This window comes from Dietzia sp. JS16-p6b (genome assembly GCF_003052165.1).
Lineage (GTDB): Bacteria > Actinomycetota > Actinomycetes > Mycobacteriales > Mycobacteriaceae > Dietzia.
In genome coordinates, this window is record NZ_CP024869.1 from 90,669 (window position 1) to 112,830 (window position 22,162).

Annotated in this window: 14 protein-coding genes; 8 read left to right on the forward strand and 6 right to left on the reverse strand. The window is 72.1% G+C overall.

Annotated features, from left to right (window positions below; translation table 11 throughout):
• On the reverse strand, nt 1-2,877 hold the full coding sequence (ppc, locus tag CT688_RS00435) for a phosphoenolpyruvate carboxylase (RefSeq protein WP_231750429.1): 2,877 nt from the start codon (nt 2,875-2,877) through the stop codon (nt 1-3).
• A gap of 176 nt (nt 2,878-3,053) precedes the next feature.
• Between ppc and CT688_RS00440 the strand changes: the two genes are divergently transcribed.
• The 3 genes from CT688_RS00440 (at nt 3,054) to CT688_RS00455 (ending at nt 6,200) form a co-directional block, all read left to right on the forward strand.
• Complete coding sequence (locus CT688_RS00440) at nt 3,054-3,467, forward strand: DUF4870 domain-containing protein (protein WP_107755299.1); 414 nt, start codon at nt 3,054-3,056, stop codon at nt 3,465-3,467.
• Nucleotides 3,468-3,617: 150 nt separating this feature from the next.
• Nucleotides 3,618-4,466: a tyrosine-protein phosphatase gene (locus CT688_RS00445; protein WP_228548948.1), complete on the forward strand. Its 849-nt coding sequence runs from the start codon at nt 3,618-3,620 to the stop codon at nt 4,464-4,466.
• A gap of 615 nt (nt 4,467-5,081) precedes the next feature.
• The gene (locus tag CT688_RS00455; RefSeq protein ID WP_107755301.1) at nt 5,082-6,200 is read left to right on the forward strand and encodes a DNA gyrase subunit A; all 1,119 of its coding nucleotides are present in this window, start codon (nt 5,082-5,084) and stop codon (nt 6,198-6,200) included.
• Here the strand turns inward: CT688_RS00455 and CT688_RS00460 are convergent.
• From CT688_RS00460 to CT688_RS00480, 5 genes are read right to left on the reverse strand one after another with little or no spacing between them, the layout of a single operon-like run.
• Entirely contained in the window at nt 6,193-9,633 is a 3,441-nt protein-coding gene (locus CT688_RS00460) for a UvrD-helicase domain-containing protein (RefSeq protein ID WP_107755302.1), read from the reverse strand. The two genes, CT688_RS00455 and CT688_RS00460, sit on opposite strands and share 8 nt — an antisense overlap.
• A complete protein-coding gene (locus CT688_RS17980; RefSeq protein WP_107757900.1) occupies nt 9,630-12,587 on the reverse strand; it encodes a PD-(D/E)XK nuclease family protein in 2,958 nt (985 codons plus the stop codon). Before CT688_RS17980 ends, CT688_RS00460 begins: the two co-directional genes overlap by 4 nt.
• Before the next feature lie 35 nt (nt 12,588-12,622).
• Nucleotides 12,623-13,216, reverse strand: coding sequence for a TetR/AcrR family transcriptional regulator (locus CT688_RS00470; protein ID WP_231750430.1), 594 nt, complete (start codon nt 13,214-13,216; stop codon nt 12,623-12,625).
• 36 nt (nt 13,217-13,252) lie between these two features.
• Nucleotides 13,253-14,056 (reverse strand): Fic family protein, encoded by an 804-nt coding sequence (locus tag CT688_RS00475; RefSeq protein WP_107755304.1) that lies wholly within the window; start codon nt 14,054-14,056, stop codon nt 13,253-13,255.
• Nucleotides 14,053-14,973: a putative nucleotidyltransferase substrate binding domain-containing protein gene (locus tag CT688_RS00480; RefSeq protein WP_107755305.1), complete on the reverse strand. Its 921-nt coding sequence runs from the start codon at nt 14,971-14,973 to the stop codon at nt 14,053-14,055. The genes CT688_RS00475 and CT688_RS00480 overlap by 4 nt, the downstream gene beginning before the upstream one ends.
• Nucleotides 14,974-15,149: 176 nt before the next feature.
• Here CT688_RS00480 and CT688_RS00485 point away from each other — a divergent pair, with 176 nt between their 5' ends.
• The 5 genes from CT688_RS00485 to atzF are packed head-to-tail and all read left to right on the forward strand — an operon-like array spanning nt 15,150 to nt 22,081.
• Complete coding sequence (locus tag CT688_RS00485; RefSeq protein WP_107755306.1) at nt 15,150-16,721, forward strand: amino acid permease; 1,572 nt, start codon at nt 15,150-15,152, stop codon at nt 16,719-16,721.
• A 4-nt stretch (nt 16,722-16,725) separates the two neighbouring features.
• Nucleotides 16,726-17,604, forward strand: coding sequence for an urea amidolyase associated protein UAAP1 (locus tag CT688_RS00490; RefSeq protein ID WP_107755307.1), 879 nt, complete (start codon nt 16,726-16,728; stop codon nt 17,602-17,604).
• A gap of 10 nt (nt 17,605-17,614) precedes the next feature.
• Complete coding sequence (locus CT688_RS00495; protein WP_228548982.1) at nt 17,615-18,328, forward strand: urea amidolyase associated protein UAAP2; 714 nt, start codon at nt 17,615-17,617, stop codon at nt 18,326-18,328.
• Nucleotides 18,329-18,368: 40 nt separating this feature from the next.
• A complete protein-coding gene (locus CT688_RS00500; RefSeq protein WP_107755308.1) occupies nt 18,369-20,351 on the forward strand; it encodes a 5-oxoprolinase/urea amidolyase family protein in 1,983 nt (660 codons plus the stop codon).
• Entirely contained in the window at nt 20,348-22,081 is a 1,734-nt protein-coding gene (gene atzF, locus CT688_RS00505; protein ID WP_107755309.1) for an allophanate hydrolase, read from the forward strand. Before CT688_RS00500 ends, atzF begins: the two co-directional genes overlap by 4 nt.
• Nucleotides 22,082-22,162: the final 81 nt, after the last annotated feature.

Sequence of the window (22,162 nt, forward strand, 5' to 3'; positions counted from 1 at the left end):
TCAGCCCGAGTTTCGCAGCGCTGTGGCCAGGCCGTTCATCGTCAATTGGATGCCCGTGCGCACGTCGGGGTCGTGATCGCCCGCGCGGTAGCGCCGCAGCAGCTCCACCTGCAGCCTGTTGAGCGGTTCGAGATACGGGAACCGGTTCCGGACGGAGCGGGCGAGGGCCGGGTTGTCGTCCAGCAGGGTCTCCTGACCGGTCACGGCCAGCAGCATCTCGCGGGTGAGCTCGAACTCGTCGGAGATCACCCCGTGGATCCTCCTGCCCACCTCGGCGTCCGGGACCAGCTCGGCGTACCGGCCCGCCAGACTCATGTCGGCCTTGGCCATGACCTGGGCCATGTTGGACAGCGTGGTGCGGAGGAACGGCCAGTCCCGGTAGAGGCGGCGCAGTGTGGCCAACCGCTCCTCGGCGTTGGCGCCCCCCGCGTCGTGGCCCTCCGAGTCCGTGGGCCCGCCGTCGTCGATCCAGCGCTTCAGGGCGCTGCCCACGCCGAACCAGCCGGGCAACATCACACGGGACTGCGACCACGACAACACCCACGGGATCGCCCGGAGGTCGTCGACCGAGGAGGTCTGCTTCCGGGACGTGGGGCGGGAGCCGATGTTGAGCTCGCCGATCTCGCTGAGCGGGGTGGAGGTGGTGAAGTACTCGATGAACCCCGGGTCCTCGTGGACCAGCTCGGCGTACGCCTCGCGACCGAGGCGGGCGAGGGCGGCCATCACCGCGTAGGCCTGCTCCGCGTCGTCCCCCAGACCCTCCACGTCGAGCAGCGAGACCTCGAGGGTGGCCGCCACCAGTGCCTCGAGGTTGCGGCGGGCCCGGACGGGCTCCGAGTACTTGGCGGAGATGATCTCCCCCTGTTCGGTGATCCGAAGCGCGCCCTGCACCGCGCCCGGGGGCTGCGCGAGGATCGCGTCGTAGGAGTTCCCGCCGCCGCGCCCCACCGCGCCGCCGCGGCCGTGGAAGAAGCGCAGGTGAACGTCCGCACGGGCGGCCGCGTCGACCAGAGCGAGCTCGGCCTCGTACAGCGACCAGTTGGCGGCGAGGTACCCCCCGTCCTTGTTGGAGTCCGAGTAGCCCAGCATGACCTCGAGCACGTCCTCCTGGGACCGCACCAGCGCGCGGAACTGGGGCAGCGCCAGCACCGCGTCGAGCATCCGTGCCCCGCCGGCGAGGTCGTCGATGGTCTCCAGCAACGGGATGAGGCGCACGGTCGACCGGGGTTCGTCCGGGCTACCGGAGAACAGTCCGACCTCCTTGAGGAGGATGGCGGGTTCGAGCAGGTCGGAGACCGAACCGCACATCGACACGATGTAATGGGGCACCACGTCCGGTCCGAGCCCGGCGACCGCTTCCGCGGCCGCACGCAGGACGCCCATCTCCTTGTCCGCGAACTCCGAGAGCTCCGCACGGACGCCCAGCAGCGGGCGATCGTGGGAGAGCTCGGCGAGCAGGAGCTCGACACGGGCGTCCTCGTCGAGAGCCGAATAGTCCTCGGACACCCCGGCGAGCGCGAACAGCTCGGTGAGCAGGTCCTCGTGCGACTCCGAGTTCTGGCGCATGTCCAGGGACTGCAGGTGGAACCCGAACGAGTTCAGCGCCCACCGCAGGTCCCGCAGTCGCGGGGCCCGCAGCAGGTCTGACCCCACCGCGGAGAGTCCGGCGTCGATGGTCTCGAGGTCCGCCGCCATTTCCTCCGGGTCCTCGTACGGGGGATCGTCGTCCAGGCCGATGAGACGCCCGGCGGACAGGAGTACCGAGCGGGGCAGCGACGACCCGGTCGCGCGGGCACGCGCGGCGAGCCGACGACGGACCACGCGGACCGCCTGGCGGAACGGTACGTCCTCCCGGGCCGGGCTCCCCTCGACCTGGGTGTCCTCGAGGGAATCGGCCAACGCGGCTATCCCCGGGTCGACCTCGACGATCCGGGCCGACATCGACAACTCGCGTTCGAGGAGTCGCAGCTGCTCGGCGTAGTGACCGTGCAGCAGCTCGGCCGCCCGGTCGGTGGCGAACCGCACCACGTCACCCGTGACGTACGGGTTGCCGTCGCGGTCGCCGCCGATCCACGAACCGGGCCGCACCACCGCACGACCCCCGCACCCGAGGCGGTCGTCGATCTGGGCGTTGAGCGGCGGGATCACCTCCAGCAGGGTGGCCTCGTAGTACTGCAGACCGGCCATCACCTCGTCCTCGATGTGGGGACGCTCGTTACGGATGAGAGCGGTCTGCCACAGCGCGAGCACGAGGCGGCGCAGCTCGAGCTCGATCTCCGCGATCTCCGCCTCCGTCACCGGGTCCTGGTCCCTCGAGCGCAGATCGTCCCGGCGACCCATGAGGAGATGCACCCGGCGGGTGGCCTCGAACACCATCCGGCGACGGGTCTCCGTGGGGTGCGCGGTGAGCACCGGGGACACGCGGGCGGTCGCCCGCACGGCGGCCAGTCGCTCGTCGTCGTCCGCCGCCAGCAGGTCCGCGACCCGGGTCCACGTGACCTCCAGGTCCCCGTCGGGCGGCGACTCTCCCGCGGCCCGGTGGATCCGCCTGCGGCGCTCCTGATGCAGGTCCTCCGCCACGTTGGCGAGCAGGGCGAACAGGGAGAACGCGCGGATCACCGGAATGGCGTCGGCGGCGCTGATGTCCTTGAACAGGGCGGACACCTCGTCCCTGTCGGCCTCCGAGCGCCGGACCGCGAACGCCGTCCGGCGGGCCGTCTCGACGAGATCGAACACCCGGTCCCCTGCGTGTTCCCGGATCGTGTCGCCGAGCAGGGAACCCAGGAACCGGACGTCCTCCCGCAGGGGGGCCACCGCCCGGGCGAGAGGATCGGTCCCGGAATCGGGTGCGAGGCGATCCTGTGCGGTGTCTGTCATGGCCGCCAGGGTAGGCGGGGGATGTGACACCTGGGTGAAACCCGGGGTCGTGGGGGTCCGGGGCGGCGGGGGCCCGTGGCGGCAGAGGATCGGGGGAGGGGGACGGGCGGGGATCAGTGGCGACACGGGGGACATCCCTGATGCCCCGACGCCCCCGAGAGGCGCACACTGGGGGCATGACGCAGCAGCCCGGATCCCCCCAGTACGGCGAACCCCAGTACGGCCAGCCCGTGGCCGGACCCGACGACCGCACCCCCGCGGCCCTGGCGCACGCGTCCAGCCTCATCGCCATGGCGCTCTCGGCGGGGTGGCTCTCCTTCGTGGGCCCGCTGGTCATGTGGCTTATCTACAAGGACCGCAGCCCGTTCGTCCGGCAGGCCGCGGCCGGGTCCTTCAACTTCAACGTCGGTCTGTGGATCATGAGCATCGTCGGCTGGGTCTTCATCATCACCGTGATCGGCATCCCCATCGGACTGGTCCTGCTGGCGGTCTCCTTCGTCCTCCAGATCGTCGGTCACCTGATCGGAGTCGTGCGCGCGACCCGGGGCCGGACCATCAACTACCCGTTCCAGCTGCGCATCCTGAGCTGACGACCCCGCTCCCCCCGGTCAGCGCGCGGAACTCGTCGTCGGCCCCTCCCACCGACGCGGCGCCGCCGCCTCGCACCGGTCCCGGCGATCCGGTAGTAACGAGAGGGGGCGGCGCGCCATCCGGGCGCGCGGGAGCCGAAGGGACGCGGAATGGGCGCAGATGCGCGCATGAACACCGGGGTCGACGCCGAGGTCGTCCGTGATGTCAGCGCAGCGGCCGGCGCGTCCGGTCCGGCGCCGGGCGACGTCCGACTCACCAGCGTCCACAATTTCAGGGACGTCGCCGGCCATGGATACGCACTCGAGCCGTCCGGGACCATGGCCCGCGGTCTGGTCTACCGGTCCACCACCTTGTCCGTGGGTGAGGACGATCTCGGCGTGCTCAACCGGCTCGGGGTGAGCACCGTCGTCGACCTGAGGACCGACGAGGAGATCGTCCGACAGCCCGACGTGATCCCGGACGGGGCCCACTACCTCGCGATCGACGTCCTCGCCGGGAACACCTCCGCCGCCGCCTTCACCGGGGCCGGCACGTACAGCGTCGAGGACGCCCGGCGGGAGACGGCGATCATGTACGAGCGGTTCGTCGTCGGGGACGCCGAGCGGACGGGTTTCGGACGCGCGGTCCGCGCCGTGGCGCGGTCGACGGGCCCGGCGATCGTGCACTGCACCGCCGGCAAGGACCGGACCGGCTGGACCTCTGCCGTCCTGCAGCTGCTCGCCGGCGTCCGCGAGGAGGACGTGATCGCCGACTACATGCTGACGCGCGAGCTGTCCGTCGACTTCGTCGACGCCATCCGCTCCTACGTCCGCGCGGAGATGCCCGAACGCCTGGAGGCGATCGACGTGCTCATCGGGGTCGAGGAGGTCAACATCAGGCGGTCGCTGACAGCGTTGACCCGTGAGTTCGGCGATGTCCGTCGCTACCTCGTGGAGGGCGCCGGTGTGGAGGAGGGCCTGGTGGACGAGTTGGGGGCCCGGCTCAGAACACCACGATGACCGCGCCGAGCACCCCCCGAAGGCGATCGCCTCGAGAACCACCGCCACCGTGCGGCCCACCTCGGTCCGTGCCATCGAATGAACCCTGGGGCCCGCCATCGTCAGCGCGAACACCAGCACCAGCAGCGCCACACCCACCAGGGTGTCGGCGAGGAGTGCCGCGACGCCGTAGACGGCTCCGAGGCCGATCAACCCTCCCGTCGCCGCGGCCGAGACCGTGGTCAGCGGCGCAGGGAAGACCGCGGCCGGAGCGGTGTCGCGGATCCCGCGGTCGTCGACGCCGGGCCGGGCCTCCGCCCCGGGGCCCTCAGCAGGAGGATCCGGGACGGAATGGCTCCGGCCCCCGTCCTCTAGCGTCAGATGTCCGTTCATGTCCAGGACCCTACGTCCGATTTCCACGGGAACGCTCGGGCGACCTTAGGAAACTGATCGGAAAATGGAAAGGACTGGTCAAGGGCGGTATTTCGGCCGGAGAGATCGGTCACAACGTCGGCTAGGGCAGCTGCCGGGGCCGTGCGGCTGCAGGACCGTCACAGTGTCCGCCCGCGTAGGATCTCGCCTGGAACCGGTGGGGGCCGGGACTAGTTCGACAGCGGGGAAGATCGGGGGATCGGCGTGGCAGCTACGGGTGCACTGGGAGGGTGGTTCGAGCCCGGAGACGATGCCGGGAGGGCCTTCGACGAGGCCGAGGCGCTGCTCATGGCGTGTGAGGACCTCACCGCCGTGATGGAGACCATCCGGCACTCGGATTCCCCGGTCGAGGCGCGGCGCGCCCTCAAGACGGGGTTCGGGTTCTCCGGGAGGCAGGCCGCGTTGCTCCTCACGCTCCCGGTGATGTCGTTCACCCGATCCGAACGCGACCGGATGCGCGACAGCCGCCGGGACCGGCTGGAGCTCTTCGCCGACGTCACCGGGTCGATCCCGGCGCTGCGGCAGGACGACGTCCGATCGGCACCGGCACTGGCTCCTGCGGGCCCGGATCCATCCGTCGCCCGGCCGGAGTGGGCCGCCGACATCGACGGAGCCCTCGAACGGATCCGGTGGGTGATGGACGGGGAGAGGGGGGATGGTTCGACTCCCCAGGAGTCCGTGACCACCGGGGTTCCCGCATCCACCGCGCCAGTGGTTCGTCGATCGCGGTCCGGCCGCGTGGATGACGCCGCGGTGGTGCTCGACGAACAGGTCGGGGAGCTGTGCGACGCGCTGGCCGAGATCGTGCAGGTGGAGGGAGCGCCCGGTGCGTGGCTGGATGATCCCCGGGCCTCCGACTCCCGGTCGGGCATGTTGCTCGACAGTTGCGGCGTCGACGATTCGGTGGGGATCCGCACGCTTCTCTGGCATCTCCGCCGGACGGGCCTGGACGCGGTCGAGGGACTGTTACCGTTCGCGGACCCGGTGGACCCCGCCCGGGGCTTCGACGTGCAGGCGAGGATGTTCGAGCACGCCATGGCCACCGGTGGACTGGGTTCGGAGCCGGGGCCCGGGGTGACCTGGGCGGGTCGACTGTGGCCGATCGCGGAGAGGCGGGGCTACGGGTACGCCGTGGCCTACCGGGACGGTCCGGATGCCGGAGCGGTCTGGGCGTACGGCGGAGACGAACCGCTCTACCGGGTGTGGGATTCGGTCGTGGACCTGCTGGTGGAGGTGTACCGGGCGGTGACCACCGGCGAATCGTGCGACGCGGCGATCGCCGCCGCGACGAACGGACGCGTGGCGTGGACGAACCTCAACTGAGATCCCGTCCAATGACGGTGGCCCGGCCGCCGCGGCAGAACACGAGCTCGACGCGGCTGACGGTCCGGCCGGTGGTCGCCCGCAGGAGTTCGGCGTACGCGCACAGCTGGAGCAGGTAATCGTCCACGGTGGCGCAGGTGACGGCGACATCGGTCTTGTAGTCGATGACGGACAGGGACCCGTCGGGGTGGTCGACGACCAGGTCGACCACCCCGTCCACCGCGACGGACGTGCCGTTGGTCGTGGCGAGGGATCCCGCGACCGGCAGCTCCGCCCAGTGCGGACGGCCAGCGGCCCTGCGCACGGGGTCCGAGGTGAGGGCCGTGCGGGCGACGGCGACCATCTCCTCGACGGCCTCGGGGGACCTGGCGTCGCGGACGCCGCCACCGAGACCGAGGGAGGTGAGCTGATCGGCCGCCCACGACTCCCACTCCCGGATGTCCGCAGAGGGTGCTGCTGTGAGGAGCTCGGCGAGATCGGTGTGTTCGGCCAGGTGATGGACGGCGGTGCCGACGTCGGTGCCGGAGGCCAGTGGGACCGTCCGGGGTGCGGGCGGCAGCTCCTCCTCACGTGTGGGAGCGGGCGCGAACCGGTCCCGCAGGGCGGCGGCCAGTTGCTGGGGTAGCGAGGGGTCGGGCCCGCCCGCGGGGTGATGGGCGATCCGGGTCGCCGACCACCCGGCTCGCTCGGCGGATCGGGCGACGACCTCGCGGCTGCGGTCGTCCCACTCGTCCCGTCCGGGGACGTCGACGGGGGGTGCGGACGCCGGTTCGAGCAGATCCTGCCCGTAGGGCACCAGCTCCGGCGCGTCGGGCATCTCCATGACCGAACCGAGGAGGGAACCCCACAGTCTCCGGGGCTTCGGATTCCTCTCCTTGGTCAGTACGTATCCGTGTCCGGAGACGGCGAGGCGACTCTCCGCGCGCGTGGCGGCCACGTACAGCAGCCTGATCCGCTCCGCCAGCGAGTGTTCTGCCTCCCGCTCCGCGGCCCGTGCGAACCCGGGATCGCGCACCGAGGTGGAGAACGAGGCCGCGGGTCGGGGAGGCTCGTCGTCCGTCCACAGCAGTCTGTCCCGGTCACCCGGCCACTTGCGGCTCATCCCGGCGAGCACGACCATCGGGTACTCGAGCCCCTTGGCGGCGTGAATCGTGGTGATGCGGACGGCGTCGACCCCGATCTCCGGGATCGCCGCCTCCGGGACCCGGGCGTCCTCGGCGGTGAGTGCCAGCGCCCAGTCCGCGTACTCGCGCAGGTCGGCGCGGGCCGGGTCGGCGGCGGAGTCCTCCCACTGCCAGGCGTGTTCGATCACGAATCGGATGCGTCGCCACAGGTCGCGCCGGCGGGGCGACTCGGCGACCGATTCGAAGACCATCCGCTCGTGGACGAGTGTCTCGAGGATCTCGCCCGGTCGTCGGCTCCGCCGGGACAGGTCGGAGAGGTAGTCGATCCCCACGGCGACCGGGGAGTCCACGAGGTGGTCGGGCGCCGGGGCGCCGGGGGCCCAGACCCCTCCGGCCGCGCGCCACCGGAGCAGGTCGTCGTCACCACATCCGAAGAGCGGGGAGCGGAGCGCTCCGACGAGCGATGCCTCGTCGGCCGCGTTGGCCACGGCCCGCACGGCGAGGAGGAGGTCCCTGATCTCGGGGGTGCCGTAGACGATGGACGACGCTTCGGTCCGGAAGTCGATCCCGGCGTGGTCGAGGCATTTCTCGATCATCGGCAGAGAACCCCGGGAGGGCAGGAGGATTGCGATGTCCCCGAGGCGGAGCGGGGTGTGGCCACCGTCCTTGGACTCGTGTGTCCACTGCTCCCGGACGGCGGTCGCGATCACCCGTGCCACATCGGAGGCTTCGGTCCAGTGCCGCGTGATGTCGTCATTCGCGTCCGCGGGACAGTGATCGGGCAGCGCGGGCACGTCCTCGGTGCGGAACACGAAGGGACGGGGCCCGTGCGCGGGGTCGTACGGGGGCCGATCGGGACCCGGTTCCAGTTCCCGGTACTCGGGCTGCACGCCCTGCGCGGCGAGCATCACCTCCGAGAACACCGAGTTGACCCAGTCCAGCACCGCCCGCGAACACCGGAAGTTGGTGCTCAGGCGCTCGATCTCGACCCCGTCCATCTGCTGCGCCCGCAGGTAGGTGGAGATGTCCGCCCGGCGGAAACGGTAGACGGACTGTTTGGGGTCACCGACGGTGAACAATCTCCCGGACACCGAGCCCGGTTCCGGGCTCGGTGCCGACCCACCAGTGGACCCCGCGCCCCGTCGGCCGTCCTCGGCGGTGAGGAGGGTGGCGAGGTCGAGCTGGATGGGGTCGGTGTCCTGGAACTCGTCGATGAGGATGCGCGTGTAACGGGCCCTGACCCGGTCCCGCACCTCGGGGTCCTGCAGCAGCTCACGCGCCAGGACGAGTTGGTCGTGGAACTGCAACGTGCCGCGCCTGCGCCGGTCCTCGGCGCGTCCGCGGATCACCGGGATGAGGGCGTCCAGGACGATCGCGATGCGGGGGCGCCAGTGGGCGGACAGGACCTCGGTGCAGATAGAGGGCAGTCGCTTGATCTCCTCCTTGATCTCCCTGACGGTGTCGGCGCCGCCCCAGTTGGGCCCCTTTCCCCCGCTTCCCGGACCGAGGGGCGTGGAGAGGAGTTCGACCCAGGTGGGAGACGCCGTCCGATCCGTGGCCGCCGACTGGAGGTCCGTCAGCCATTCCTCGTGCCTGGCGAGGGTCTGGTAGAGCTTGTCGGTCTCGTCCTGGCAGGACTCTCGCCATCCGATGATCGACCCGATCGCGGCGACGATCTCCGCGAGATCGGGGGTGGCGGGAAGCTCGGAACCGGGAGCCCCGCCGGAGTGGAGAGGACCACGCGGGAGTCGGTCCCAGTCGCGGTGCAGCGCCTCCACCATCTCGCGGAAAGCATGCGTGCCGACGCCGGCGTCGAGCATGTCGTCGACCGCCTGGGCCAGTATGCCGGAGCGCGACCCGTCCCGGTCTCCGCCGAACAGGACGCTCGCGCATTCCTGCCACATCGCTTCCACGGCCGTGGCCTCGGCGGTGTCCTGCTGGGCGGTCACCTTCGGCGGTGTCCCGGCCTCGAGCGGATTCTCCGAGAGCAGCCGCAGTGCGAACGAGTGCAGGGTCCCGATGGCCGCGGTGTCGAGCCCGGCGAGCGCGGCGTCCGCGCGGGGGTCTCCCCCCTCCCGTCGGTCGACCAGGTGGACCCGCAGCCGGTCACGCAGTTCGGCGGCCGCCTTCTCGGTGAAGGTGATCGCGGCGATCCTGTCCACGGGCACGCCGTCGGTGAGCAGGAGGGTGCTGAGCCGACCGACCAGGGCGTGGGTCTTGCCGGTGCCCGCCCCGGCCTCGACGAAGAGGGTGGCGGTGGTGTCCCGTTCGACCCGGTCCCGGGCGGGTTGGTCGTGGAGCGCGCTCATGGGGTCGACTCCGTTCCGGTCCCGGCCGTGTCACCGGCGACGATGCCGACGAACGCGGGATGGGACGCGAGTGGCTCCCGCCGGGACAGTCGCTCCCACGTGCGGTCCAGATCCGCGCCTCCGAGCAGGTCGGCCAGGTCGCGGGAGGACCCGCGCCCGCCCTTGAGGGGGAACCATCCCCGCCGGATGGCGTCGACCAGGTGGCCGACGTCCGAGCGGACCCGGTCCATGACGGCATCCGAGATGGTGAGGGAGATCTGTTCGAAGCCCCCGCGTTCGGTGCAGTACCAGTAGCGGGCCTCGCTCACGGGCATGTGCCTGGCGGAGGCGGCGGCCGCCGCGTACAGGGGGAGCTGGAACCGGGTGCCGGCCACGGTGGGGTCGTCCTCGCCCGGGCGCAGTTCCACCCCGGGTGGCTTCCCGGTCTTGTAGTCGGTCACGCGCTGCGCTCCATCCCGGACGTCGAGCCGGTCGATCGATCCGGCCAGGAGCAGGGTCTCCGGGCCGCGGGAGGTGATCACCTCGAGCGCGATCCCGGCCGACGGCTCTCCGGGGAGTCCGCGTCCGAATCCGAGCTCGGTGGCCGTGGGACGCCAGCCCGCGTCCGAATCAGCGCTGTCCTCCTCGAACCACCGGCCGAGCTCGGCGGCGAGGAGCATGCGTCGCCGGCGCCACAGGGGGGTGAGCAGCCCGGGAGCCGCGGCGACGGCCTTGTCGCACTCGTCGGACAGGGCGCGCATGAGCAGGTCACGATCCGGACCGACCCCCAGCGCGAGTCTCTCGCCCACGTATCTCTGCAGGATCGCGTGGACCAGGTCGCCGTAGTCGCGGAGGTCCATCTCGATGTCCGCCGCCGGGTCGTCGAGCACACGGACCCGGAGCACGGTGGCGAGGAAGAACAGGTAGGGGCTCTGGGCCCAGTCCTCCAGGCGGGTCGGCGACACGGGTGTGTCGAGAACCGTGACCAGCTCGTTCACGGACGAGACGTCTCCGGTGAACCGCGAGAACACACCGAGCCTCCGGTCCCGACGCATCTCGTGTGCCCGGATGAGCGGCTCCGGCGCGGTGGGTCCCGCCCGCCACCCGCGTGCCGCCAGTTCACGGAGGCGCAGCTCGGTGGGGGTGGCCGGATCGGGGCCCAGGAGGGGCGCGGGTGAGAGGACGCCGTCGACGAACGAGGGGACCGCGGTGACGGCGGGGCACCCCGCGACGGCCTCCTGCCACCGGGTGGCGTGGACCTGCTCGCCGGAGAGGCGCGAGAGCGTGGGCAGGAGCCACCGGGACGGGATGCGGTGTCCGCCACCCCGCATCGACCCGCGGGGGAACGAACACAGTCGTCGGTTCGCGCCCGCCGACAGGGCCAGTTGGAGGACCCGGTACCGCTCGTCGAGCAGTTCGGAGGCGGGTGGCTCGACCGCTCCCTCGGGCAGCAGCGGATCGGGTCGGTGCAGGACGGGTAACAGTCCCTCGGCCATGCCCACCACGCACACCGTGTCGAGGTCCCGGCCGACCGCGTCGTCGATCGGGCCCAGGCTCACGCCCGCCCCCTCCTCGCCGACCCGCTCGGTGATCGAGTCCAGCCGGGTGGACACGGCTCCGACGATCCGCTCGCGGGTGATCGCGGGCGAGAGGGTGTCGAGGTCGGCGAGAGATCCCACCGCGGCCTGCACCGCCGCGCGGTCGGGGGTCTGGCGGAAGAGGGAGGTGAGCAGGGTGTCCAGCGTCTCTCCGACCTCGGACCAGGTCCGTGCGGACTCGAGGGCGCCGAGGGTCGACCTGATCCTGTCGACCAGGTGTAGGAGCGCCGCGGCGGCCGCCCGGTCGGAGTCGGTGAACCCGTCCCCGGACTGATCACCACGGTCCGCGAGGTGGTCGGCCAGGCGGGTCCAGTCGCCCGCTCCGATGACCGGGACACGCATGCGGGTGAGCATCTCCAGCCTACGGGACGAGACCGCCGTGCCCCGGTCGTCGAGGAGTGCCACGGCCCCCTCGGCCACGATCGAGAGCAGGTCGGCGCGCGGCATGAGGTCCGGGTCGATCGCGAGCAGTCGGACGAGGGACCGGCCGGCGGTCGTGCGACCGAGATCGGTGGCGGAGGGCCCGTTGACGACGATCTCCGCCTCCGAGAACGCCCGGATCAGCAGTCGGAGATAGGGGTCCGGCGACGGGTAATAGACGCCGATCCGGTGCCCCGGGAGCCCGTCCGCCAGGCGTGAGCGGACGAACCGGACCACCGCCCGCACCTCGTCATCCGGGTCCGACGCGTGCAGGACATGGGTTCCCGTGACGGCGCCGTCGCCGTCGGGCTCCGCCGCGGAGGCCAGGTGGTCGGCTCCCGTCCCGGGAATCGGCGTGACCCCGCGAGAGTGCAGGGCGGCGCGCAGACGTCGCTCGGCCTCCGTCCCCCTCAAGGGGGCCGCGAGGACCACGCGGCCGAGACCGTCCAGCCTCTCGATCGCGCCCGAGACGGCCTCGAACTGCGTGTAGTAGGCGGAGCCGGTCATGGCACGGGCTTGCTCCGACAACCGGAGCACCTCGGAATGGAGCCGGTTCTCCGCGGCCACCGATCCTGCCTCCACGGTTCCCAGCCGCAGGCATGCGCGGGCCACCGCCTGGCCGGTGACCGGCTCGCCGGCCACCGCCCGGAGTTCGCCGGGGTCCGCGTCCAGGGCCTTCTCCACCGCCGCCTCCAGGAGGGGGAACGGCAGCGCGGCGCGGGGGGCCAGGGCCGGTGCGGACAGGTCGGCCACCACCTGGTCGGCGGTCCGCACGGCGACGCCCGCCGCCCCGCCGGACAGGGCCAACGCCCGGACCAGGTCCCGCGCGGCACCGAACGACGCGACGATGACGGTGATGCGACCGAGGGCGTCGAGCGCACGGAGTCGACGGATCTCGGCCACCACGGGGGAGTCAGCGACTCGAGAGTCGGCGGCGGGGGACTGGGGGCCGGTCACATCGCCATCGTGCCGCACGACTACGACAGGTCGGTTCACCCCGTGCCGATCACGCGGACCGCGGCCGCCGCCCACCGCGCGGGGTCCACCGCGATCCCCGGGTGGTCCTGACGGTGGGGGATCACCGCCTCGACCACACGGAAGGGCAGGTCCAGGACCGGGTCTCGGGGATCGAGGTCGGGGCGACACCCTGAGACGAGCTCCCGGTAGATCCCCCGCAGCTCGGAGCGGGCGGCGCGGAACTCGTCGAAGTCCTCCCCTGCCAACTCGGGGAGCACGTACAGCATCCCGATGTTCCAGCGCGAGGCGAGAAGCCCCTCGACGTCGATCGTCGCCAGTTCCAGGAGGACCTCCACCGGATCCCGGCACCCGTCGCGCAACTCCCGGGCCCTGTCCAGGGTGGGGCGCACCGTTGTGTCGAGGAGGGAGACGAGGATCGCGGCCTTGGTGGGGAAGTGCGTGTACAGCGAGGCCTGCCGCAACCCCACGGCGTCGGCGATGGCCCGGGTCGAGGTCGCCGTGTACCCGCGGGTGGTGAACAACTCCGCCGCCGCGTCCAGGATCTCCTCGGCCGGGGTGGCCCCGGGACGCCGCCGGTCCACGAGGCGGGGTCGTCCGGGTGAGGACACGGTGCTCCTCTCTGATGGAGACCCGGGATACGGGTCCTAGGGGGTGACGCTGCGATCCATCGTGACACGGAGGAACTCGAACCGGTGCGCCGTGGGATCGACGCTCCGGCGAGGGGGCACCGGCATCGAGGAGACCGCGGCCTGGACCCACGACCCGCGATCGGTCCGGGTGAAGTCGAGATCCACCCCGTGGGCGCGCGCGGCGAGGAGCGCGGCGACCGCGGCGGCGCGCCCGTTGCCCTCACGGAAGGGGTGGACGTAGTTGAACCGCGCGTACCAGTTGGCCAGTGCGATCGCGACCGTCGTCGCCCGGGCGGCGGTACCGGGCGCCGAGGCCAGGGCGTCGGCGATGAGATCCGCGGGGCTCTCGAGCGGCGCGGTCATCATGGCGACGCGGGCCGTGGGCGCGAACGCGGACCCCTGCTTGCTGAGGCCGACGATCCGCGGCAGACCGGCCCAGGCGTACACGTCGCAGAACAGCGCCGCGTGGACCCCGGACACCGTTTGGGGGGCGCGGGCGGGATCGCGGAGGAGACGTGCCCCCGCGGCGACGGCGAGCAGGGCCTCGGCGCGGCCGAGTGCCCGGGCCGAGGTGAGGCCGAGCGAGTTCTCCAGCACGGATGTCCCTCGGATGAGGTAAGGGGTGCGTCGGGCGAGGATCCGCGGCCGGGGACGCCGGGTGGCCTCCGGGGGGAACGCGTTTCGGACGTGGAGGCGGATCAGCCGCCCCGGGGCCGCGCCGTCGACGAGGTCGAGGATCTCGTCGTCGTCCTCCTCCGGTCTCCACCCCTCCAGTGCCGAGATCGCCAGCATCGCGGTGGTGGCCGGGTGGCGGGTCACCCCGACTCCCGGAGTTCGCCGGTGGACCGCAGGTAGTCGAGGGTGCGCTGCGCGCCCGCGATCTCGCGAGCGGTGGAGCGCAGTCCGGCGCGCTCGGCGGTGGTGAGCGCGGACAGGGGGACCCGGTCGCTCCCGGGGCCGTCGGACCGGGCACGGAGGCGGACCTCCCACCGCAACCGGGCGGCGAAGCGGGTGGCCGCGCGCAGGGCCTCCCAGCGGTCGTCGGGCAGGACCCGGGGGTCGGCGGCGAGTTCGAGGCGTGCGTCGGTCGAGGTGGCCGTCACCCCGGCCCGCAGCGCGGCCCACCGGGCGAGCTTCACGACCGGGGTGAGGACGCAGGCCTTGAGGTCGACGACCGGGTCCGACCGCAGGGCGCGGGTGAGCCGGGACGGCACCGACGCGCGGGTGGACAATGCGTCGGCGAGGATGTCCGTGAGGATCACCGGATGGTCGGCCACGGCCCGGACGGCGATACGTGGCAGGAGTCCAGGGTCGTCGTGGTCGTCCGTCAACGGCCGGGCGTCGGACAGCAGTCCGAGGTGGACGACCCCCAGGTCGCGGGCGGGGGCGTCGGCCCACCCGTCGGCGGCCCGCGTCCATCCGGCGACGCTCCTGATCAGACGGGGATCAGCGGCCGAGGCGGGGGAGGTCTCGGCGAACCACGGTTCGTGCGAGAGATCTGTGGAGGCGACAGCGCGGCGCACCGTTCGGTCGTCGGGTCGACCGGGGTCGCCGGGATCGACGACGACGGCGAGGGTTTCCAGGTCACTCCCCGGGACGGCCTCCCCGCGACCCACCGATCCGGTGACCCAGACGGCAGGGGACACCGACGGACCCAGTCGCGCGGTGAGCTCGCGCCGCACCGCATCGGACCAGGCTCTCGCGCGCTCGTCTCGGGGGTCACGAGGGGTCGGCATGGGGGCATTCGATCATGCGGTCGGGCCGCCCGGCGAGGGGTGGGCGAAGGCGTGAGGGCCTGTTAATCGGATCGAAACACCGGGCAACCCGGGGGTCACACGCGATGGGAAAACTATCGGCAGACAGGAAATGGTCCCGGCGCAGCTCGGACCCCACCCCGAGAGGAGCCCCGGACATGAGCGATCCCTCCGGCCTCACCACCCCGGTCCCCACTGGTCGGAGCGACGCGTCCACCTCGGCTGCCGCACGTCGGGGCGACCACGACGACCTCGCCGACCTCGGTTACGACCAGCAGCTCCACCGCAGCCTCGGCACCTTCGCGTCGTTCGCGGCCGGGTTCTCTTTCGTCTCGATCCTCACCACCATCTTCCAGCTGTTCGGACTGGGGTACGGGTTCGGTGGACCGGCGTTCTTCTGGACCTGGCCGATCGTGTTCGCGGGCCAGTTCCTGGTGGCGCTGTGTTTCGCCGAGCTCGCGGCGCGGTATCCCCTCTCGGGAGCGATCTACCAGTGGTCGAGGCGGATGGGAGGCGAGATAATCGGGTGGTTCGGGGGCTGGTTCATGATCCTCGCCCAGATCGTCACCGCCTCGGCGGCGGCCATCGCGCTCCAGGTCGTGCTTCCCAGCATCTGGTCCGGCTTCCAGGTCATCGGCGACGACCCGGCCCTCACCTCACCCTCCGGTGCGGCGAACGCCGTCCTGCTGGGATCGGTGCTGCTCGTCATCACCACCACGATCAACTCCCTCGGCATCAGATGGATGGCCTACGTCAACAACATCGGCGTGACCTGCGAGATCGTCGGTGTCGTCGCGGTGATCCTCGCGCTGGTGACCCACGCCGTCCGCGGACCGCAGGTCGTCTTCGACACGGCGGGCATGGGGGACCAGCCCGGGTACATCTGGGCCTGGGTCGTCTCCGGACTCATGGCCGCCTACGTGATGGTGGGCTTCGGCTCGGCCGGTGAGCTGGCGGAGGAGACCGTCAACCCCCGCAGGGTCGCTCCGCGGACCATCCGGATGGCCCTGACGGTCTCGGCCCTCGGTGGCGGACTCATGATCCTCGCCGCGCTCATGGCCGCGCCCAGTCTCACCGACGGCCGGCTGGCCACCGAGGGACTGCCGTACGTCCTGAACTCGGTGCTCGGGAACTTCTGGGGCAAGGTGCTCCTCGTGGTGGTCGTCGTGGCCATCTTCATCTGCACCCTCGCCATCCAGACCGCGGCCACCCGGTTGATGTTCTCGATGGCCCGCGACGGGCGCCTGCCCTTCTCGGCGACCCTGTCCCGCGTCAACCCCCGCACCGGCACCCCGATCGCCCCGGCCGTGCTCATCGGCGTGTCCTGCATCGCGATCCTGCTGGTCAACATGGGCAACGCCGCCATCTTCGCGACCCTCGCCTCGGTGTGCATCATCCTCATCTACCTCGCCTACCTGTGCGTGACCGCGCCGCTGCTCCTGCGCCGACTCCGGGGATGGCCGAACGGCCCGCGCCTCACCGACGCCGAGGGCAAACCCCTGTTCTCGCTGGGCCGCTGGGGGATCCCCGTCAACGTCCTCGCCGTGGGGTACGGCCTGCTCATGACGGTCAACCTCGCCTGGCCGCGGACGGAGATCTTCGACCCCTCCGGGCAGACCCCGTGGATGCGATGGGCCGGCGTCCTGACCGTCCTCGCCGTGGTGGGGCTCGGAATCCTGTGCTTCCCCCGCGGTAAGACCCATCCCAAACCCGTCACGATCGGAGAGTGACCTGATGACCAGCACGACCGAAACCAGCACCACCGACAGCACGTCCACGACCTCGGGCGCCCGCCAGCACGCCCGCGCCCAGGCCGGCGCGATCACCGACGCCATGCCGGTCGTCCCGGCCACCGACTGGCCCCACCCGCCGGCGGACGTGGCGGCCGACCGTCTCACCTGGGCGGAGTCCGTCCCCGGTGGCCGGTACACGGCGATCACCCTGGCCCGGGGCACCCGGATCCGCCTCACCGACCGGGACGGCACGGCCTGTGCTTCGCTCATGATGTGGCGCGCCGACGCCCCCTGGGAGCGCCTCAACACCGCCGACACGGTCAAGGTCCCGTGGCAGGCATACCTCGGGACCGGCCATCCGCTGCTCTCGGACCAGGGGCGGGTGCTCGCGACGATCGTGGCGGACGGCTCCGGGCACCATGACGCCCTGTGCGGCGCCTCGACGCTCGCCGGCAACATCGCCCGGTACGGGGCCGGGACACCCGAATCCGAGTCGCCGGCGGGGCGGGAGTTGTTGCTGCTGGCCGCTCTCAAGCACGGGTTGGCCGAGCGGGACCTGCCCCACACCGTGTCGTTCTTCCATGGCGTCCGGGTCGCGGACGACGGGGCGCTCGTGTCCACCGGCGGCGCCGGGGCCGGGGCGGCCGTCGACCTGGTCCTGCACCTGCCCGTCATCGTGGCCGTCGCGGTCGCGGACCATCCGCTCGACCCGTCGACGCGGTACCACGCCGGGAGCGTGGAACTGCTGGCCTGGAGCGCCCCACAGGACCTCGATGCGCTCGTCGCGGGCTCATTCCCCGGCGTCGAGGACGACCTCGAGTACCGGCGCGCCGTCGCCAACTCCGAGGCGGCCCACCGCGCCTCCACGCAGATCGACTGAGGAGAACCCCATGACACGTCTGACCGCCACCACCGAGCAGCCGACCACCGAGCAGCCGACCACCGAGCAGCCGACCACCGAGCCGCGGACCGGTGCCGCCGAGGACCTCGCGCTGGCCGGCGGGGCCGTGGTCGCCGACGAGATCGTCGCCGCCCGGGCCGCATGGTCCCGAGTCCTGCACCGGGGGCAGACCCTGACCATCGTGGATCTCGAGGGCAACCAGGCCGTCGACACCCTGTTCTACGACGCGCACGACCCCACCCGCCGCTACAGCGCCCCGGCGACCGTCGCCGCCCAGGGGTCGATCTTCCTGACCACGGACAGCGTCCTGCGGGACGACGCCGGCGAGCCCCTCGTGACGATCACGGCCGACGAGGTGGGCAACCACGACACCCTCGGTGGCGCGTGCTCGCAGGAGTCCAACACCTTGCGGTACGGCCACCACACCCGACACCAACACGCCTGCGTGGAGAACTTCCTCCGCGAGGGCGCCCGGCACGGACTCGGCAAACGGGACCTGGTCCCCAACGTCAACTTCTTCATGAACGTGCCCGTGGACCCCGACGGCACCCTCGGGATCGTGGACGGTCTCTCCGCGCCCGGCAAGCGCCTGGCGCTGCGTGCCGACCGCGACGTGATCGTCCTGGTCTCCAACTGCCCGCAGATCAACAACCCGTGCAACGGCTTCGACCCCACGCCGGTGCGGATGATCGTCACCGCCTGAGCCCGCCGCCCGCGACACCGCCACCACAGGAGACGTCACCATGACCCGCCTCGAGATCCTCAACCCGGGACTCATCACCACCGTCCAGGACTGGCCCGGCCGCATCGGGTACTGGGGCGTGGGCGTCCCGCCGTCCGGTGCGATGGACGACTACTCGCTGCGCCTGGCCAACACGGCCGTGGGTAACCCGGAGGGTGCCGCCGGCCTGGAGTGCACCCGGGGCGGCCTCAGGGTCCGGCCGGATGCCGCGGTCACGGTCTGCGTGGGCGGGGCGCACGTGCGGCCCACGGTGGACGGCCGCCCGGTGGCCCAGTGGAAGCCGGTCCACCTGGAGGCGGGATCCGTGCTCGACATCCCGGTGCTCGACGGGCCGGGTATGCGTGTCTACGTGGCGGTCGCCGGTGGCATCGAGGTGGAGGAGTATCTCGGGTCGTCGTCGACCTTCACCCTCGGGCGGTTCGGGGGACACGAGGGACGCACCCTCGCGACGGGGGACACCCTCGCCGTCGGGGAGCCCGGACCGGGCGAGCCGCGCCGGATCCTCGCCGACGAGGTCCCGGCCATCGGCCACCACTGGCACATAGCGGTGGCCGAGGGGCCGCACGGGGCACCGGAGTTCCTCACCCGCGCGGGGATGGACGAGCTCTACGCGGCCAGCTACACGGTGCACTTCAACTCGGACCGCACCGGGGTCCGGCTCGAGGGGCCACGACCGAAGTGGGCCCGACCCGACGGCGGGGAGGCCGGCCTGCACCCGTCGAACGTGCACGACAACGCCTACTCGGTGGGGGCCCTGGACTTCACCGGGGACACCCCGATCCTGCTCGGCCCGGACGGCCCGAGCCTGGGGGGATTCGTCTGCCCCGTCACCGTGGTCAGCGGCGACCGGTGGAAGCTCGGGCAGCTCGCCCCCGGGGACACCGTGCGGTTCGTCCGCGTCAAGGTCGACGCCGTCGGCGGCCGCACCGGGATCGCCGGTGCGCGGGGGGCCGGTCGCCCGTACGTCCTCGGTGACGGCGGTGACCGCGACGACGGCGTGCTGGGCCGCGGTCACACCGCCGACGGGGGGACCGAGGTGACCTACCGTCGGGGCGGCGACGACAACGTGCTGGTGGAGTACGGGCGCATGGAGCTCGACCTCGAGCTACGCGCCCGAGCTCACGCCCTGTATCTGCACCTTCAGGCGAACCCCGTGCCCGGTCAGCAGGACCTCACGCCCGGCATCCGCTCCCTGCAGGTCAAGATCACGCCCGGCGACAGCACGATCGGCGCCACCCTGGCGGCATTGCGGGAGGCCGAGGCGGCCCTGCCCGCCGCCGAGGACCTCGCGGTGTCGAGCAGACGCGTCCGGCTGCCGCTGAGCTGGGACGACCCCGCCACCAAGGAGGCGATCGAGAGGTACATGTACGGCGTGCGCGACGACGCCCCGTGGTGCCCGTGGAACATCGAGTTCATCCGCCGGATGAACGGCCTGGAGACCGCCGACGACGTCTACCGCACGGTCTTCGACGCCGAGTACATGGTGCTCGGGCTCGGGGACGTCTACCTCGGCGCCCCCGTGGCCACGCCGCTCGACCCGCGCCACCGACTGGTGACGACCAAGTACAACCCCGCCCGGACATGGACCGCAGAGAACTCCGTCGGCATCGGCGGCGCGTACCTGTGCATCTACGGGATGGAGGGGCCGGGCGGTTACCAGTTCGTGGGCCGCACCACCCAGGTGTGGAACCACCGTCACCCCGAACCGGCGCCGGGCTTCGACCCCGAGCACCCGTGGCTGCTGCGGCACTTCGACCGCATCTCCTGGTACCCCGTCACCTCCGAGGAACTGGCGGACCTCCGCGCCGACACCGCCGCCGGACGAGGCCGCGTCGACATCGCCGACGACACCTTCTCGCTGGCCGAACACACCGCGTTCTGCGAACGGGAGGCCGAGTCGATCGCCTCCGCCAGACGCCGGATGGAGCACGCCCGCGCCGAGGAATTCTCGCGCTGGGCCGCCAGTGGGGAGCTGAGCGCATGAGCACCGAGACGACCGGGACCGACCTGAGGGCACGCGCCGAGGCGGAGGTCGACCACGTGTTGGAGCGACTGGCCGAGGCCGACCGGCCCGAGGTGTTCATCCAGGTCCGACCGCGTGAGGAGCTGGTGGACGACATGACGGCCTCCCTCGCCGCGGGGGGCCCGCTCGCCGGGATGACACTGGCGGTCAAGAACAACGTCGACGTGGCGGGGGTGCCCACCACCGCCGCGTGCCCCGGGTTCGCCTACCTGCCCGATCGGGACGCGGTGGCCGTCGCGCGCCTCCGCGCGGGCGGAGCGGTGGTGCTGGGGGTGACGAATCTCGACCAGTTCGCGACCGGCCTGGTCGGCACGCGCAGTCCGTACGGGGCCGTGCGTGCCGCGCACCGCCCCGACCACGTGTCGGGCGGGTCGAGCTCGGGATCGGCGGTGGCGGTGGCGTTGGGGATCTGCGATCTGGCGATCGGCACCGACACCGCCGGGTCGGGCCGCGTCCCGGCCGGGCTCAACGGGGTCGTGGGCATCAAGCCCACGCTCGGCGTCGTCTCCACCGACGGGGTGGTCCCCGCCTGCGCGAGCTATGACTGCGTGACCATCCTCGCCCGCGACGTCCGGACCGCCGCCCGCGCGACCGGGGTGATGGCCGGCGGGGAGGGAACCCGTCACTGGCCGACCGACACGCCGCTGGACGCGGGACCCGGCGCGACGATCGCCGTTCCGCGTGAACTCGTGGCCATGGCCCCGGGGTGGGCGGCGGCGTTCGCCGACGCGGTCGACCGGGCCCGCGCGCTCGGGTACCGGGTGGTGGAGATCGATCTCGGGCCGTTCCTCGCCGCGGCGAGGCTGCTCTACGACGGCGCGCTCGTGGCCGAGCGCTACGAGGCGGTCGGTGACTTCCTCGACTCCGCCCCGGACGCGGACGCGGGCGTCGACCCGACCGTCCGCGCCATCATCACCCCGGCCCGCGGGATCGCGGCGGTCGATCTGCTGCACGACCGCCGGGAGGTCGAGGCCCTGCGCGCCGAGGCGGTGGCCGAACTCGATCGTCTCGGCGCGGCCGCGCTGCTGGTCCCCACCGCGCCCTTCCACCCGACCATCGCCGAGGTGGAGGCCGATCCGATCGCCCTCAACAGCCGTATGGGGACGTACACGAACTTCTGCAACCTCTTCGACCTGTGTGCGGTGGCGGTGCCGACCACCGAGATCGACGAGGGGGACCGTGGAACAGCGCGATTCGGCGTGACCGTGGTGGGCAGGCCGTTCCACGACGGGCCGGTGGCCGACATCGCCGCAGCCCTGTCCGGGGAACGGAGATCCGGCGCGGAGCCGTTCGTTCCGTGGCCGCTGAGCGCGGGGGCGCCGACGGTGGACCTGGTCGTGTTCGGCGCCCACCGTCGCGGGGGCCCTCTCGAACACCAGCTCATCAGCAGGGGCGCGGCCTGGCGCGGGCCGGTGCGGTCCAGCGCCGACTACCGGATGTACCGCCTGGCCACCGAGCCGCCCAAGCCCGGGGTCCTGCGGCATCCGGACGGCGCTCCACTGCTCGGCGAGAGGTGGAGCGTCTCCCCGGCGGCACTCGGTACATTCCTCGACCAGTTGCCCAGGCCGATGCAGCTCGGCCGCGTGACGTTGGCGGACGGCACGGAGGTGGTCGGTTTCGGCTGCGAACCCACCGCCGTCACCGCGGAGGCCGACGACCTCACGGACCTCGGGGAGTGGCCGATCGGGTGAGCACGCGGGACTCGGCCCGGGGGCGGGTCGCGACGGGGCCGACAGCGACGCGGAGGCCTGCTACCTTCCCTACAGAACTGT